General features: G+C 67.5%; 16 protein-coding genes and 1 tRNA gene. 5 read left to right on the top strand and 12 right to left on the bottom strand.

Annotation, left to right across the window (positions count from 1 at the left end):
* Positions 1 to 13 precede the first annotated feature (13 nt).
* The gene (locus FHR37_RS01500) at positions 14 to 271 is read left to right on the top strand and encodes a hypothetical protein (RefSeq protein ID WP_092881392.1); all 258 of its coding nucleotides are present in this window, start codon (positions 14 to 16) and stop codon (positions 269 to 271) included.
* 182 nt (positions 272 to 453) lie between these two features.
* On the opposite strand, the gene FHR37_RS01495 is transcribed toward FHR37_RS01500, so the two are convergent.
* Together FHR37_RS01495 and FHR37_RS01490 are read right to left on the bottom strand one after the other, a co-directional pair.
* Positions 454 to 1173 carry an ABC transporter permease gene (locus FHR37_RS01495; RefSeq protein WP_092881390.1) on the bottom strand — a complete coding sequence of 240 codons (720 nt, stop codon included), beginning with the start codon at positions 1171 to 1173 and terminating at the stop codon, positions 454 to 456.
* A 59-nt stretch (positions 1174 to 1232) separates the two neighbouring features.
* On the bottom strand, positions 1233 to 2120 hold the full coding sequence (locus FHR37_RS01490; RefSeq protein WP_092881846.1) for an ABC transporter ATP-binding protein: 888 nt from the start codon (positions 2118 to 2120) through the stop codon (positions 1233 to 1235).
* A gap of 109 nt (positions 2121 to 2229) precedes the next feature.
* Between FHR37_RS01490 and FHR37_RS01485 the strand changes: the two genes are divergently transcribed.
* The 3 genes from FHR37_RS01485 to FHR37_RS01475 all read left to right on the top strand — a co-directional run bounded on the left by FHR37_RS01485 (position 2230) and on the right by FHR37_RS01475 (position 4203).
* Positions 2230 to 3393 (top strand): sensor histidine kinase, encoded by a 1164-nt coding sequence (locus tag FHR37_RS01485; protein WP_237768589.1) that lies wholly within the window; start codon positions 2230 to 2232, stop codon positions 3391 to 3393.
* Positions 3390 to 3992, top strand: coding sequence for a response regulator transcription factor (locus tag FHR37_RS01480; RefSeq protein ID WP_092881386.1), 603 nt, complete (start codon positions 3390 to 3392; stop codon positions 3990 to 3992). The genes FHR37_RS01485 and FHR37_RS01480 overlap by 4 nt, the downstream gene beginning before the upstream one ends.
* A 138-nt stretch (positions 3993 to 4130) precedes the next feature.
* A tRNA-Arg gene (locus FHR37_RS01475) sits at positions 4131 to 4203 on the top strand.
* Positions 4204 to 4275: 72 nt separating this feature from the next.
* Here FHR37_RS01475 and FHR37_RS01470 read toward each other — a convergent pair.
* The 7 genes from FHR37_RS01470 to FHR37_RS01435 form a co-directional block, all read right to left on the bottom strand.
* Positions 4276 to 4779 (bottom strand): P-loop NTPase family protein, encoded by a 504-nt coding sequence (locus FHR37_RS01470; RefSeq protein WP_092881384.1) that lies wholly within the window; start codon positions 4777 to 4779, stop codon positions 4276 to 4278.
* A gap of 230 nt (positions 4780 to 5009) precedes the next feature.
* The gene (locus FHR37_RS01465) at positions 5010 to 5681 is read right to left on the bottom strand and encodes a Type 1 glutamine amidotransferase-like domain-containing protein (protein WP_175542361.1); all 672 of its coding nucleotides are present in this window, start codon (positions 5679 to 5681) and stop codon (positions 5010 to 5012) included.
* A gap of 154 nt (positions 5682 to 5835) precedes the next feature.
* On the bottom strand, positions 5836 to 6792 hold the full coding sequence (locus FHR37_RS01460; RefSeq protein WP_175542360.1) for a GNAT family N-acetyltransferase: 957 nt from the start codon (positions 6790 to 6792) through the stop codon (positions 5836 to 5838).
* A gap of 73 nt (positions 6793 to 6865) precedes the next feature.
* Positions 6866 to 7885 carry a phosphotransferase gene (locus tag FHR37_RS01455; protein WP_092881378.1) on the bottom strand — a complete coding sequence of 340 codons (1020 nt, stop codon included), beginning with the start codon at positions 7883 to 7885 and terminating at the stop codon, positions 6866 to 6868.
* Positions 7882 to 8151, bottom strand: coding sequence for a hypothetical protein (locus tag FHR37_RS01450; protein ID WP_139238827.1), 270 nt, complete (start codon positions 8149 to 8151; stop codon positions 7882 to 7884). The genes FHR37_RS01455 and FHR37_RS01450 overlap by 4 nt, the downstream gene beginning before the upstream one ends.
* 740 nt (positions 8152 to 8891) lie before the next feature.
* A complete protein-coding gene (locus FHR37_RS01440) occupies positions 8892 to 9782 on the bottom strand; it encodes a hypothetical protein (RefSeq protein WP_092881374.1) in 891 nt (296 codons plus the stop codon).
* 154 nt (positions 9783 to 9936) lie between these two features.
* A complete protein-coding gene (locus tag FHR37_RS01435) occupies positions 9937 to 10533 on the bottom strand; it encodes a hypothetical protein (RefSeq protein WP_202817907.1) in 597 nt (198 codons plus the stop codon).
* A gap of 155 nt (positions 10534 to 10688) precedes the next feature.
* On the opposite strand from FHR37_RS01435, the gene FHR37_RS01430 reads away from it, so the two are divergent.
* Positions 10689 to 12272, top strand: coding sequence for an FG-GAP repeat domain-containing protein (locus tag FHR37_RS01430; protein WP_092881372.1), 1584 nt, complete (start codon positions 10689 to 10691; stop codon positions 12270 to 12272).
* 308 nt (positions 12273 to 12580) lie between these two features.
* Here FHR37_RS01430 and FHR37_RS01425 read toward each other — a convergent pair whose 3' ends face one another.
* From FHR37_RS01425 to FHR37_RS01415, 3 genes are all read right to left on the bottom strand, one after another.
* Complete coding sequence (locus FHR37_RS01425) at positions 12581 to 13342, bottom strand: S1C family serine protease (protein WP_175542359.1); 762 nt, start codon at positions 13340 to 13342, stop codon at positions 12581 to 12583.
* A 76-nt stretch (positions 13343 to 13418) separates the two neighbouring features.
* The gene (locus FHR37_RS01420) at positions 13419 to 13811 is read right to left on the bottom strand and encodes a COG4315 family predicted lipoprotein (RefSeq protein ID WP_175542358.1); all 393 of its coding nucleotides are present in this window, start codon (positions 13809 to 13811) and stop codon (positions 13419 to 13421) included.
* A 217-nt stretch (positions 13812 to 14028) separates the two neighbouring features.
* Positions 14029 to 14307, bottom strand: a complete 279-nt coding sequence (locus FHR37_RS01415) for a COG4315 family predicted lipoprotein (RefSeq protein WP_175542357.1) — start codon at positions 14305 to 14307, stop codon at positions 14029 to 14031.
* Positions 14308 to 15066 lie beyond the last annotated feature (759 nt).

The following is a 15066-nucleotide window of genomic DNA, read 5'->3' as shown; positions in this document are numbered from 1 at the left end:
AGGATGCGCCGTCATGGTGCACTGTCGGATCCTCGGCCACAGGTATCGCTTCTCCACCGAGGGCGAGACCATGACCTGGCGGTGCCAACGCGGTTGTGGCGCCGCCGGCAGCAAGCGCTACCCCACCGCCGCCGACGCCGACCGGTACGCCGCGGCCTTCGACCGCGAAGACAGTGCGGATCTCGGCCGGCGCGCACCGCTCGTCGGTCTGCTTCCACTCCGCGTGGTCCGTGCCGTACGCGCCCTGCGCGGGCGCCGGGCGAACGACTGACGAACCCCCGGACCGCCCGACCGGCAGGCGCGTCCGGGGGGCTACCACGGAGGTTTCACCTGCCGGGGGCCGGGACATGGGCGGCAACATACTCCTGCAAAAGCCTTACCGCAGGGACCCTCCGCGCGGCCCGTCTCCGGCCCCATCCGGTCTCCGGCCCCATCCGGTCTCCGGCCGTCTGGTCAGCGGCGAGGCTCCCAGCGGAAGAGCCGGGTGGCCAGTACGACGGCGACGACGACCCAGCCCAGCGTCGGTCCCAGCAGGAGGAGGGAGTCGGCCACGGCGACGCCGCCGTTCCAGGCGTTCATCACCAGTTCGGTGGCCGATCCGCCGGGCAGCAGCCGCTTGAGCAGGGTGAGGTCCTCGGTTCCGCTGGTACCCACCCAGGTGGCGACGGCGATCACGCCGAGGGTGACCGGCAGCGTCGTCACCTGGGCATGCTCGGGCGAGTTCGTCAGCCCTGCCGTGGCCAGGCCCAGGCCGACCATCATGGCCAGGGTGGCGAGGACGGCGACCACCAGCAGGGCGACGTTGGCCGGTTCACCGGCCACAACGGCGAACACGGCCAGGATCACCGTCACCTGAACCAGCGCGATGACGGTGGCCGGCAGCAGCAGCCCGGCCAGGATGCCGGGGTCGCCGGCGGCGGTGGACCGCAGCCGTTTGAGGAAGAGGTTCTGCCTGCGGGACGCCAGCGTGGTCACGGCGGTGGTGTAGAGCCCGAACGCGGCGACGATGAACATCACGATGGCGGCGATGTAGCCGAGGCTGCCGATAGCCTCGAACGTCTCGTGCTGGCGTACGAAGAACGCGCTGACGACGACCGGCACGATGAAGCTGGTGACCAGCACCAGTCGGTTGCGCATGATCTGGATCAGCTCGCTGACAGCGATGGAGAACATGGCGGGAGTTCCTCTCGGAGGTCATGTCAACTGTCAATTGACAAGCGGGAGACTGCGTGTCAGGTGCCGATGGCGCGGAAGACGTCGTCCAGCCGGGTCGGGCCGGCTTCGAGGTCCCGCAGCTCCACGGCGTTGTCCTGTGCCCATCGGAGCAGGACGTGCAGGTCCTTCTGCAGCGCGAAGGTCTCGACCACGACTCTCCCGTCCGCGTCGGCGACGGCCTGCAACGGCAGGTCCGCTGCCGGCGCCGGTCCCGGCAACGAGAAGCGGACGACGGCCGGCAGGGTGCGGGTCAGTTCCGACACCGTGCCCTCCCGGTGCAGGGTGCCCTGGTGCATGAGGCCGATGCGGTCGGCGCGCTGCTGCGCCTCCTCCAGGTAGTGCGTGGTGAGCACGATGGTGGCGCCGTTCTCGCGGAGCCGGTTCACCGTCTCCCACAGGTCGTCCCGGGACTGGATGTCCAGACCCGTGGTCGGCTCGTCCAGGAAGATCAGCTCCGGGGAGCCGAAGACGGCGGTGGCGAAGTCGAGCCGGCGCTTCTCCCCGCCGGACAGTTGCGACACCTTCCGACCCGCCCGGCCGGTGAGGTCGACCAGGTCGAGCACGCGGTCCACGTCGTCCGTACGGCGGGTGAGCCGGCCGATCAGGCGTACCGACTCGCGCACCGTCAGGTCCGGTGCGAAGCCGCTCTCCTGGAGCATGACTCCCATCCGGGGACGGACGGCCCGACGGTTGCCCGGGCTGTGCCCGAAGACCCGCACCGTTCCCGTGGTCGGCGACCGGTGCCCCTCGACGGTCTCCAGGGTCGTGGTCTTGCCCGCCCCGTTGGTGCCGAGCAGGGCGTAGAGCTCGCCGCGGCGTACCTCGAAGGAAAGATCCCTGACGGCGTGGAAGTCGCCGTAGCTGACGTTCAGTTCGTCGACTTCGATGACTGGCGTTGTGGACATGCCACCCATGACACAGCGGTCGACCCCGTTCGGGCAGTGGCGCCGCGTCACGGCGCCATGTGACGTGGTGTCACTGGTCGCGATTCGGGCCCCCGTGAATACTTGGGGGGTGACCGCAAGATCACCGGGCTTCACCGAGGCGACGCAGGGACGGCTGCGCCGCCTCAACCTCACCACGTCCATCCCGCCGCTGGTGACCGCTGCCGCCGTCATCGTGTTCATCGACACTCACGCCTGGTGGCACCTCCTCGTCCTCGTCCCCGGCGTCGTGGTGGCCCTGGTGGCGTTCGAACGCTGGACGGCCGACGATCTTGCCAGGGTCGCCGTGCCCTGCATGATCGTGGGGGGCGCGGTGTGGCCGCTCGGGGTGCTGCTCACCGGCAGCCCGAACGCGTACTGGGGAATCTGCGCCGTGGGGTCTCTCGCGGTCTCCCGGGTGCGGCGCCGGGGCCTGCTGTACGTCGCGGCCGCCGGGCTGATCACCTACGTCGCCGTGGTGGGCGCGGCGCGGCTCCTGGTGGACCGGTCCGACGCCCACGAGGTGCTGGCGGCTTACGTCCTCGTTCCGACGGTGCTCACCCTGATGGTGACCATCATGACGACCGTGGGCGAACGCTTCTACGACATCTTCCGTGAGCTCGAACAGACCAAGGAACGCGAGGCCGAACACGCCGTCATCCGCGAACGCGTCCGGTTCGCCAGCGACCTGCACGACATCCAGGGCCACACGCTGCACGTGGTCAAACTGAAGATCGCGCTGGCACGGAAGCTGCTGGCCAGCGACCCCGACCGGGCGGAGAAGGAACTGCAGGAGACGTACGCCCTGGTCGCCGACACCATCACCCAGACGAAGGAACTCGCGTACGCCCAACGGCGGCTGAACCTCTCCGCCGAACTCGAGAACGCGAAGAACCTCTTCGAGGCCGCCGGTATCCGGGTGCGCGTGACCCGGGAGGCCGAGGTCGATCCTCGTGCCGGCGAACTACTCGGCCAGGTCCTGCGCGAGACGACCACCAACATCCTCCGGCACGCACAGGCCGAACAGGTGCAGATCACGCTTTCTCAGGCCGGCATCACGATCGTCAACGACGGCGTACGGGAGGATGCGCTTCCCGAGCTCAGAGGACTGTCCACGCTGAAACAGCGGGTGGCAGGCGAGGGAGGCGAGCTGACCGTGGAACAGCAGGGCAAGCAGTTCTTGACAGCCGCGAAGTTCCCATCTGCCCGAACCAGCCCGGCCGTGGCGGCGGCAGCGAGGGAGAACAGCCGATGACGACCATCGTGCTCACCGACGACGAGGTCCTGCTGCGCAAGGCACTTGCCGCGCTGCTTCCCCTGGAAGGCGACATCACCGTCCTCGCCGAGGCAGAGGACGGCGAGACCGCCGTCGAGGCCACCCTGAAGCACCGGCCCGACGTGCTGGTCGTGGATCTGGAGATGCCGGGAGTGGACGGCCTCGGCGCGGTCGCCGACATCCGCCGGACGCGACCGGAACAAGTGATCCTGATGCTGACCCGGCACGCCCGTCCCGGTGTGCTCCGCAAGGCCCTGAAACTCGGCGTCCAGGGCTTCGTCAGCAAGTCCGCCGAACCGGCGCTCATCACCTCTGTCATCACCTCCCTGCATGCCGGCAAACGCTGGATCGACCCGGAGGTGTCCGCGCTCGCGGTCATCGACGACTGCCCGCTCACCGACCGCGAACTCGACGTACTGCGGGCGACCGGCAAGGGCTACTCGGTGGCCGAGACCGCCGCCCAGATCCATCTCGCCGAGGGGACGGTACGCAACTACCTCTCCAACGCCATGCAGAAGACCCAGACCCGGACCCGCCACGAGGCGGCCCGCTACGCCCGCGAACACGACTGGCTCTGATTCGCCGGCAGAGACCATGATCCACAGGTGGGGTTGGTACCCGTGGGAGTGCCGCACGTCGCCTCGGTCAGTCCCTGCCGCCACCGACGAACCCCGGTCGCTAGACTGTGCGCCGCGCCCCCACAACTCGGGGGCCGTGCCCTCGTAGCTCAGGGGATAGAGCAACGGTTTCCTAAACCGTGTGTCGCAGGTTCGAATCCTGCCGGGGGCACCCACCAAATCCCAGGTCAGCCGCAGTGCCGATGATCAGTTCGGCCCCGGCCTCCTCAAGCCCACCGTGGCTTCACCGGCAGCCGCACGACGGCGGTCTCGCCGGGCCGTCGCCGGCGTCGAACCCGTCGAGGAACTCCCTGATCGCCCGCTTGGACTTGAACACGTGCCGAGTCACGTGGTGCCCGTGCTGGGCGATGATCGCAAGCTCGCGGTCGTTCGCGCGCCGGTCCCGCCAGATGGACGGGATCAGGCGCCATTCATCGCGCAACCGTTGCCACGCCGAGTACGTACATCCTTCTGGCAGCCGGCCCGGCATCCGGAAGCCGCGCAGGAACGCCCGGCCCGCGCACCGCCACCACGGCGTGACGAGCACCACCACGGTGTCGGCGCGTTCGAGACGGGGGTCGAGCGTCTCCGTGTAGTTGCCATCGGCGATCCACGCGTCGCCCGCAAGCACGCGACGCTGCTTCTCGCGCCACTCCGCTTCCGACGGCTCGACCCAGCCGGGCTTCCAGAACTCGAGGTCGAGATGAATGAGGGGGAAGCCGGACTTGGCAGCAAGTGCGTGTGACAACGTGGATTTCCCGGCCCCGGCCTGCCCCGTCACGATGATGCGGCGCCCTGGCGGCGCGGGTTGAGCAGAATCGGATACGGCTGAGGAAGCAGACGACACAAGGACCCCTTTGGGTTACTGAGAACGAGGCCACCACCCCGGCGTACGACAGGCACACCGGCAGTGCGGGCGGATCAGGCTCGCTGTGCCGCAGATCAGGGGCAGCACGCGATGACACCCGGGATCTCGGACTACGCCACCAAGGACCAGGTATGCCCCGGGCTCCGGCGTTCGGCTCCCGCAGGGCCGATCAGGTGAACGTCTTCGGGGCCCACGTTGCAGGCTCGACCGTCGGTGACGGCGACTCCACTACGTTCCGGAACCGCGAGAATCGTCTGGTCGTGAGTCCTTGCCCAGGTGCGGAGCAGGTGGTCGTCGCTTGCGTCGTAGTGGGGGCGGATGACCAGTCCGCCGAGCAGGTCGAGCGCCGACGTGTCCGTGATGCCGCAGTCGTTGGAGTCGACGTCGCCGGCGATCGCGATGTCCGCGCCGGCGAGAACCGCCCCGGCGCTTCCGCCGTACATGGCGCCACCCGCATCGAGGAAGTTCCGAACAGGCTGCAGGAAGTGATGCCGCTGGAGGTGATCAAGCAGGCCGAACGTGTTGCCGCCACCGACGAAAAGGAGATCAACATCGGCCAGATCCTGTTCGGAGCGGCCCGCGGGACTCGACCACATCTCGATCCGGAAGTCCCCACGCGCGGCCAGGCAGTCGGCCAGCCATCGAAAAGCTCCCTCATGCTGGTTCGTGGCGAGTGCGAACGGCCAGTAGAGGATGCGTTGGCCGGGCACCAGGAACCTGTCCCACAGCCGAGCCTCGTCCTGCTCCGAGCCACCGCCGCCGAGATACACCCCTGCCACCATCAGCGTATCGTCCACCCGCTCCGGGGCGCCACGCAAGCAAGTAACTTCGGCCTTCCTGCCCACCTGCCGTAGATGCCGACGTACGCCCATCGCGTGTCAATCCTGCCTTGCGCCGGGTCGTGGTCTCCGACCCGGAGTGTCCGCGAGTGGACCGTCAGGCGACTGTCACTCCACTCCTGTCGAACGGACGACGGTAGCGAGGTCTCCTGAGTACCTCGCGATAACCCATGCGCTCGTAGAAGCCGACCGTCTGGTTGGCGTTCTCGAGGATCGTGGCGATCCGTACCCGCTTCAGCCCGGCCGCACTGCACCGCGCCAGCCCGTTGCGCACCAGAGCCGTCGCCAGTCCACGCCGCCGATACCGCTTCCGCACCGCAACCCACGGCGTCAACCCGGTACCCGCATCGACCTTCTCGTTGATCACCACGCCGGCCACCTCGTCGCCGTCCCATGCCACACACCAAAGGCCGGTGTCCGACTGCCTGTCGGCGACGTCGCGCCGATACCGCTCGTAGGTTCGTGGCACGTACCCGTGAGTACTCGTTGCGAACGACTCCTCGATCGCCGCGTGGACAAGGCGATGCTCCACCTCGCCGAGTCTGCGTTCCACCAGGCCATCGGGCAATGGCACCGGTGCAGGGGCGGTCTCCTCCAGGTCGCACTCCAGATCCATCGCGGTGAACGCCAGCCGGAAGCCGGCCCGCATCAGCAGGTTCCGCACATCGGGCTGATCGATGTCAGCGTTGCCACCGAACACGTATGGACCGTCGCCGTCCATCGCCGGCGGATCCTGTCGCGCGGCCTCCAACTGCCAGGTCAGAAAGTGACCACCGATGCCGCGCCGCCGCCAGTGCGGGTGGACGTACCCGAGGAGAAGCAGCAGTCGCGTGCCGTCCCTCTCGGTCCACCAGTCCATCCAGGTGTAACCGACCGGTGCGTCACCGACGCGGGCGATCCGGCAGTACGGCAACCGGGACGCCGGATCGGTGTCCGGGCCGGGCATCCAGGCGTCCGGTTTGACAGTGCGGACCGCTGAACGCACCGCCTCGATGGCCCTGATGTCGGCATCACCGGTGAAGGCCGACAGAGTGAACGCCGCAGGCATCGTCATGTCCGATGACACTCGCCGATGCATCGTGACTCGGTCAACAGCTTTTGCTCGCAACCCGACGATCCGGCAGCGTTCACCCGTGACCGGACAGCGTGCCGCCGAGCCCCGGGTTGGCGATCAGTTCGAGGAAGCACCGCGCGGCGCTGCTTTCGGAGACGGGCCGGGGACGGCCCTCACCACGCCACCACCAGGTGACCTTGTCCACGCCGTCCGCGGCCAGGTAGGCGGCGAACAGCTTCGGCAGCAGTTGACGTTCGTCGTCCGACAACTGGCGTACGTCCGCGTAGGACCCGACCAGCTGTCGCACTCGTCGGGGATCGACGTGGCCGTCGGGCGAGCGTCCCCACGACCACAGAATCGAGCACAGATCGTAAAGCACGTGGGAGTACTGGCAGTCGTCGAAGTCGAGGAGAGCAGCCACATCCCCAGACGGGTCTCGCACCAGGTTGTTCGGTGCGACGTCTCCGTGGACCAGTCCGACCCACAGGCCGGAGGTGGTCTCCAGGGCGGCGGTGAGTTCGTCGATAAGGGACGAGAGTTCGGCCAGGAACGCGGCGCCACCAGGCACGGTCGAGAAGTCGGGGTCCGAACCATACCGGCTCATCCATCGTGTCAACCGCGTCAACGGGTCACTTCGCTCGACGCGAGAACCCGCGAAGGTCCGGTGGCGGGACACCAGGTGCATGCGTGCCAGCAAGCCTGCCGCGATGACGCCTTCGGCGAGGTCGTGTGCTCCCGTGTCACCCAGGCTCTCGCCGACAATGCCTGGTACGTACGTGAACAGCGCGGCCGGTCTGCCGTCGACCTGGTCGATTCCGGCGGTGCCGTCGAGCGGATCCACCACGCCGGCAAAGGGAAACGCGTTCGCTGCCAGATAGCGCAGAGCTGCCAGTTCGAAGATGATCTCGGCGTCGGCACTCGTCCGCACATAGTGCCGCAGCACGTAGCGTTCGTCGGGACGGCTGCCATCGGCGCGGGTCAGCAGCCAGGTCTCGTTCGTGACGCCCGGCAGCCGTCGCGCCCGCCAGTTCGCGGTGTCGAGACCTCGCCGGTGAAGGAACGGACTCCACTGCCGGCCGAGCGACCCCGTCATGTCGCCGTCTCCCCCGGGCGTCGGTTCTGGTCGTCGGTGACCCAGTGCTCGATGAAGTCGATGCCGTCGTGGATCCAGGTGTGGCCGCGCTGGCGGCAGCGTTCCCGCAGGATGTGCACCGAGGTCACCGTGTCCGTGGATGGCACCAGCAGAACGACGTTCGAGAACGGACGGAGCGCACTCGCAACGCGTTCGTGCAGCCCGCGGTCGAGGAAGGACGTGTGGCCGGCACCGAGATCGAAGACGCAGTCACGGTAGTCACGCACCACAGCTCCGACGGCGAACGCGACGGCCGGCTCGAAGGGCGGTAGGCGGCGACGAACGAGTCCGCCATCAACTCGTTGTAGGTGTCGGCGTTCCAGCCCGGGGCGATGCGGTAGTAGTCGTTGGCGATGGCGTCGAGGTGGACGTGTGAAACCCCGAGCCTGCTGGCCAGTCGGGTGCCGAGCGTGGTCATTCCCAGCACCAACGGGGCCGATCAGGACGTACTCCGGGCGCCGCTGCTCGACCATGGCCGGCGAGCTTAGTGCACAGCATCGGATCCTAGGAGTTCCTCGATGTCGCTTGGCTGGACCCTTCCGGAAGCCCGAGCCGCATCTGCAGGGCCCGTCGGACATAGTGCTTCGTCGTCACCGTCGCCCGGGAGCGCAAAGCACCGATCCACTACGACGCGCCAAAAGCCGTCACAGTCCCCTTCCTGGCTTCGCGAAGATGGCCGTTGTCGACAGCGGTGGTTCCGGGCTTGAGCCCGTCCTCGACGTCGGCCTGGCGCATCCAGTTACGCAGACACGACTCCGCGATCCCGAAATCGGCAGCGATCTGCTTGACCGTCTGCCCCGGCTCACGCCGACGGGCAACGTTGATTGACCACGTCGTCGCGGAACTCCTCGGGGTAAGGCTTCGGTCACAGCGCACATCCTTCCAGCAGCACCTGTCGGAGCTACAGTTCGGATGTCACCGGCTCATGCAGCAGTCCCATCCTGCCGACGGAAGACCGGCGTTGGGTTCAGGGCCGCGCGCGGAAGCGGCGGAGGCCAACGAACCCTAGGACGCTCACTCCGACCACCCCGAGCGCACCGGTGGAGAGCAGGGCGAGTGGCAGCGGCGCACTCAGGGTGGCGGGTAGTCCGAAGGTGCCGCGCGTGGCGGGGAAGGTCACGTCGCCCGTGGTCGTGTGTTCTGTCTCACCGCTTCGCAGCTTCAGTCGGAACTTCCACGGCCCATTGGGCAGGCGTTCGTCAAGGCGCACAGTGACAGAGCCGCGATTGCCGGGTGCGAGAGTTGTTCCCTCGTCGACTGGGAAGGGGCCGGCTCGAAGTGACCCGGGCCCGTGGTCCAGCCAGAGCTCGCCGCTGAGGTCGAGTGCGCGTTTACCGGTGTTGGTGACATCCGCGACGATTTCTGGAAGGCCAGATTCGGTGCGCTCGGGAACCACTCTGTTGACCTTGAAGTTTGACGGCGGTTCTCCTCCAGGTCCGACGTCGAGATAGACGCGGATCCCGACTCTGTTGACCAGGGAGACGTTCTCGTTCGCCTGCGCCTTGGGGGATTTCATCTGCGTCCAGATCACCGCGTACCGTTCACCCTCGCTCGCCTCCTTGGGCACGCTGATCGTGGCTTCCACGACGGCTTGCCCATGAGGAGGCAGACGGAGTTTCGGTTTGTCGACGTTGATCCACGAACTTAGCTCGTTCGATGTGTGGCCGGCGGCGAAGATGAAGGCGTCGCGACGTATCGCGGCCGCGGCTGCGTAGATCGTGACGACATGTGGTCTGGGTGAGGTGCTGCTCACCAGGAACTTCCGGCGGAAGGTAGTACCGGGATTCACGTGATCGACGATGTAGATCCGGGCGCGAGGGTCGTCTACTCGGTTCACTGGCGCTTCGAGCAGCCGCACACCGAACGCGCCCGTGTCTGCCGGTCGGGCCGGGCTCGGAGTCGGGCTCGGGCTCGGGGGCGGCCAACTGTCGGCGTTGGCGGGCCGCCCCCCGAGAACTCCGGGTACCAGCAGTGCGAGCCCTGCGAGCAGGACCGCGTAGCGGACGAGAGTTCTAACCAACGGAGTGGTTGACCGTTCCCCGGTAGACATCGGCCACCGCGTCAGCAGGGATGTTGATCGTGATGGTGGGGTTCCATGTGGCGGAGTTGTTCCCGGACCCACCTGAGTGGCTGTACGCGGTGAGTTGGACACCATCCAGTGCCTGCCCCGGCGGGGTGGCCTGGCCGGGCGTGAAGGTGCCGTTGCCGGTAGTGCTGGTCGCGATCCCGGAGGCGTAGAACACGTCGCCGTTCGGGATCACCGCACCTGTGCTGTCGCCGGTGAAGTTCGTGGAGGACGCCAGCGCTGTCCAGTTGGGTGTGGTCGATGCGCGCTGGTCGGAGACTGTGACCGCGCTTCCTCCGCCACCGGTGAAGGTGTTACTGATCGTGTCGCCCGGGTTGCCGTTGCCGAGGGAGATCGGGCCGGCCGGCACGGCGATTGTCAGGTTGCCCTGGTTGACGCCGAAGGTCACCGTGGTCGGGCACGTCGTCGACGCCGGGCAGGTCGCCGCCTGCGCCGGCTGAGCGGTCAGTAGAGCCGTGGCAAGGCCAGCCACTGCGAGAAGCGGCAGACCGAGAGATCGTTTTGACACCTTGAGCCCCCACATACCTATAGGTGGATCTGTTGCACTAGCTGCAAGATGGCTCGCCAAAGCATTCACGAAACGACGATGGCGACTTTCTCCCCGTTGAAACGTCCGACACCAAGGGACCGGATGGCAGAATCCGCTCAGGCACATCAGGCGGGAGGGACGCGCGGAGCATGAGGATTCGCCAACAGAGCCGTTCTGTTGCCCTCGCTCTCGTTCTCCTGACAGCCTGGCTCGTCTGGGCGCCCACGCCTCGGGCCTACGCGCAGACGGTCACGTTCGGGCCCGTCACCAACTACTCCACCGAAGGCCGCCAACCCCGATCAGTCGCGGCAGGTGACTTCAACCGCGACGGCAATATGGACCTGGTCACCGCGAACAACCAGGACAACAACGTTTCGGTGTTCTTGGGCATAGGTGCCGGCCTCTTCGGCGAGGCCACCCGCTTCGCTGCCCAGAACAACCCCCGATCGGTCGCGGTCGGCGACTTCAACAAGGACGGCCGTCTCGATCTGGCGGTCGCCAACTTCCTGTCCAACAGCGTCTCGATCCTTCTCGGTACCGGGACGGGCACCTTCGGCGCCGCGACGAACTTCACCGTAGGAACGGGCCCGCAGGCCGTCGCAGTCGGCGACTTCAACCGCGACAGCAACCCCGACCTCGCCACGGCAAACTTCACCGGCAACAACATCACCATCCGGCTGGGCACCGGGACCGGCGGCTTCGGGGCCGCCAGCACCTTCGGCCTCAACGGCGCGACCAGTCCATACGGTCTCGCCGTCGGTGACTTCAACAACGACACCAACCCCGACCTGGCGGTGGCCGACTCAGGCTCCAACAACGTGTCGATCCTGCTCGGCACCGGCACCGGAACCTTCGGGGCGGCCACCAACTTCGCGCTGGGCGGCGGAACCAGCCCACGCGGCGTCGCCGTCGGCGACTTCAACACCGACGGCAGAGCCGACCTGGCGGTCACCAACCAGGCCAGCGGCAACCTGTCCGTCCTCCTCGGCACCGGCACGGGCGGATTCGGCGCCGCCACGAACTACACCGTCGGAAACCAGCCATTCTCGGTCGCGGTCGCCGACCTGGACTTCGACGGCCACGAAGACCTCGTGACCGCTGACGGCGGCGGAAGCGCCACGGGCAACCGGATCTCGGTACTCCTCGGCACCGGCACCGCAACCTTCGGCGCCGCCAGCGGCTTCTCCATGGGAACGGGCCCCCAATCCGTGGTCGCCGCCGACTTCAACAACGACGGCCTACCCGACGTGGCCACCGCCAACAGCGGCTCCGACAACCTCTCCGTACGGCTCAACACCACGATCGCCGGAACACTGTCCATCACGGTCCCAGGTGGCCCGGTAAGCGCCGGAAACGGCGCCCCCGGAGCCCAGCTGAGCACTCAGCTCGGACCGGCGAGCGTTGCCGACCGCAGAGCTCCGGGCCCGAACCTGTGGACGGTGACCGTCACCTCCACCGACTTCGCCACCAGCCCACCAACCCAGACCATCAGCAAGGCCGCCGCATCCTATTGGTCCGGCCCTGCAACCAGCACCACCGGCAGCGGCAACTTCGTGCCCGGCCAACCCACCGCCGCCGGGGCAGTCAACCTCAACACCAGCCGCACAGCCTTCTCCAAAACCACCGGCACAGGCCTCAACACCGCCACGTGGAACCCGACCCTCATCATCAACATCCCCGCCCAAGCCACGGCCGGCACCTACACCGGCACCATCACTCACTCCGTGGCATAGCCACAGCCACAGCAGGCGACGCGACAGAGCGAAGCGCATACCCAGAACCCACGGTGGGCGGTTACGGGCGGGCAGCCATGCTGCCCACCGCGCCGGGCAGGCTACGGGCTGCCGACCTCCCGGACCAAGCCAGGACACCGGGTAAACCCTCCGCCCCTCGGTGCGCCCTGAACCGCTGCAGGCTGTCTGGTCGCCCGGGAGGATGGTGGCGTGGGCACCAGCGGCGTCGGCGACGACTGGGACGAGCGCCACAAGCAGCGCGCTCGCTGGATGACCTACGCTCGCCCGTCACCAGGCGGATGGGCGAGTCAGCCGCCTTCGGTGGAGAGGTTGTGGATGATCTGTTTCGCGGTGTTGATCGGTATTGCGAACCCGATGCCGGTGACAGGTGCCCGGTCGGGCGGTGTGTAGATCGCGGAGTTGATCCCGATGACGCGGCCATCCAGGTCGAACAGCGGGCCGCCAGAGTTGCCGGGGTTGAGCGCGGCGTCGGTTTGGATGGCGTCGTAGGTGACGACGCCTCCCGACGGCGCCAGGCCGGTCGACGCTTCGGGGACCGAGACCGGCCTGTTGAGTGCGCTGATGATCCCCAGCGACGCACTGTCGTGCAGACCCTCCGACGTCCCTACGGCAACGACGGTCTGGCCTACTTCCAGTGAGTCGGAGTCGCCCAACCGTGCCGGTGTGAGGCCACCGTCAGTGGTGACCCGGATGACCGCGAGGTCGGCTCTGGGGGCGGCGCTGACCAGGACCGCTGACAGCGGGGTTTGGCCCGGCACGAATCGCACACCGATACGGCGGGCGGGAGAGACGACATGGAAGTTGGTAAGGATCAGTCCGTCGTTGGTGAGGATCACACCCGTTCCGACTGCCCGGTGGCCCAAGAACCAGGTGTCGATCTCCACCACGCTCGGGTTGGTACGAGCGATCAGCCGAGGAACCAGTCCGGAGTTCTCCGACACCCCCAGGGCGCCGGCCGTCGGAGCGGTGTGGCCGTCACGGGCGATGTTGATGGCGGCGAATGTCCCGGCGGCCCCGCCGACCACGCCTCCGCACAGCACGGCGATCACCACCACTACGACAAGGAACCGCCGCGGGCTTCTCAGACCTGTGTGCGGAGACGACATGGCGACAGTGCCCCGTTGGTCACTTCGGTGTGAACACGACCCGGGCCGGCGCTCGTGGGGAGACGCGCACGGCTCGCCAGGTGTGGGTTTGGCCGCTCAGGCCTCCGGTGATGAACCCGTCGCCGGTGAGTTGTCCCGGCTTGGTGTCGTCGACGAAGGTGTAGGCGCGGTGTCCGTTCACGGCGAGCTGGTGCAGGCCACCGGGGCGGTCGAGCGTGCCGATCCGAACCCCCAGTCCGCCGGGGTCGCGTAGGCCTGCGCTGTGCACCAGCACCGGATGCCACACCGAGGTACAGGACCCTGTACACAAGGGGCCCTTCGCGTTCACCGGCCCGGTGCTGGTGTAGAGCGTCGCCCCCCGATAGTCGGCCAGGAAACGGCTGTGCCCCTTGATCTCAACGGTTCGCACCACCGGCGGGCCCACCGTCGGGGTGAACGCCGGCCGAGCACTCGGGACGGACCCGGCGGGCCTACCATGCTCAGGCGGTGGGCTGCCCTGACAGCCGTTCAGCACTACCACCAACACCGCGACCGTCACCGTCGCCACCACCACAACCCAACCGCCTGGCCGCAGCCGTGTGCGGACCTGCGTCCGCGTCTGGTTCATCACCACGACAGACCCCCGGACCTCAACGCTGCAGGAGGATCGTCCTCGGAGCTGATGACGGGACCACGACCGCCGACCACGTGTAGACACTTCCGGTCGGTCCGCCGGTCTGAAAGTCCTGGCCGTTGGTCTGGCCGGGTGCGGTGTCCAGCTTGAACGTGTACAGACGGTGCCCGTTGACGGCGAGTTGGTGCAGGCCGCCGGGTCGGGGCAATGTCTCGAACTGCACCGGCACCCCGGCCACCTTCGGTTTGACCTTCACCGAGCCGACCACCACCGGGTGCCAGATGTTGGTACACACGCCCGCACAATGTGGCGCCCGGTCGAAGGGAGCTGAGTTCTTGACATAGAGCGTCATTCCATGTGCATCGGTCAGTACCCGTCCACCGCGCACGGGAAAGGTTCCCGCCCTGGCCGGGCCGACCGTCGGGGAGTACGTCGGCTGCGGACCCTCCAGATGCCTTTCCCACCGGCTGGCGACCGGCGCTCCTTGCCAGGGCACAGACGGCTGTTGGCAGCCACTCACCCCCAAAACCACGACGACGAGTGTCCCCAACAACGCCCGGGCTGACCTGCTCGCAGCAGACATCCGCTCCTCCCCGTTGCGCTGGAAACCCAACGCGCTGTCTATCCCAGCCAACACCCGAACCTCCCGGACCAGGGAAGAGTCAAGAAAGCAACCATGCCTACGGCTGTTGTGCCAGATACATCCCAGCCAACCGGGGTGGTCATGGCTGCGGTGGCCAACGACGGAGATAGCAACCGCGGCGGCGGAGCAATCGCGCGCATCGGTTGGGCGTACGAATCCGAACCATCCCGACCACCGGCCTGGCGGGCACCCTCATCAGCACCGGCCTGCTCAGACGGTCGTCCCGAATCCGGGCGAGAACGCCTCCACCAAGCCATACCACCACCACAGCAAGCCATCCCGCCTAACCGCAGGGCCGTCCGGTCCAGCCAACCCGGACAGCGGTACCGGCAAAATGCTGCGCATCCGTCCCCCCGGTCAACGGAACAGATCCACCACCTCAGCCAGCCACGCCGGTGAGGAGTTTCCCTT

Source organism: Actinopolymorpha cephalotaxi, from assembly GCF_013408535.1.
GTDB lineage: Bacteria > Actinomycetota > Actinomycetes > Propionibacteriales > Actinopolymorphaceae > Actinopolymorpha > Actinopolymorpha cephalotaxi.
This window is presented reverse-complemented; position numbering and strand designations above follow the sequence as displayed.

Bases quoted from the DNA above. Each gene is read 5' to 3' on its own strand.
- FHR37_RS01500 (WP_092881392.1), top strand. From the start codon at position 14: ATGGTGCACTGTCGGATCCTCGGCCACAGGTATCGCTTCTCCACCGAG.
- FHR37_RS01495 (WP_092881390.1), bottom strand. From the start codon at position 1,173: ATGTTCTCCATCGCTGTCAGCGAGCTGATCCAGATCATGCGCAACCGA.
- FHR37_RS01490 (WP_092881846.1), bottom strand. From the start codon at position 2,120: ATGTCCACAACGCCAGTCATCGAAGTCGACGAACTGAACGTCAGCTAC.
- FHR37_RS01480 (WP_092881386.1), top strand. From the start codon at position 3,390: ATGACGACCATCGTGCTCACCGACGACGAGGTCCTGCTGCGCAAGGCA.
- FHR37_RS01465 (WP_175542361.1), bottom strand. From the start codon at position 5,681: ATGGTGGCAGGGGTGTATCTCGGCGGCGGTGGCTCGGAGCAGGACGAG.
- FHR37_RS01460 (WP_175542360.1), bottom strand. From the start codon at position 6,792: ATGACGATGCCTGCGGCGTTCACTCTGTCGGCCTTCACCGGTGATGCC.
- FHR37_RS01455 (WP_092881378.1), bottom strand. From the start codon at position 7,885: ATGACGGGGTCGCTCGGCCGGCAGTGGAGTCCGTTCCTTCACCGGCGA.
- FHR37_RS01435 (WP_202817907.1), bottom strand. From the start codon at position 10,533: ATGTGGGGGCTCAAGGTGTCAAAACGATCTCTCGGTCTGCCGCTTCTC.
- FHR37_RS01430 (WP_092881372.1), top strand. From the start codon at position 10,689: ATGAGGATTCGCCAACAGAGCCGTTCTGTTGCCCTCGCTCTCGTTCTC.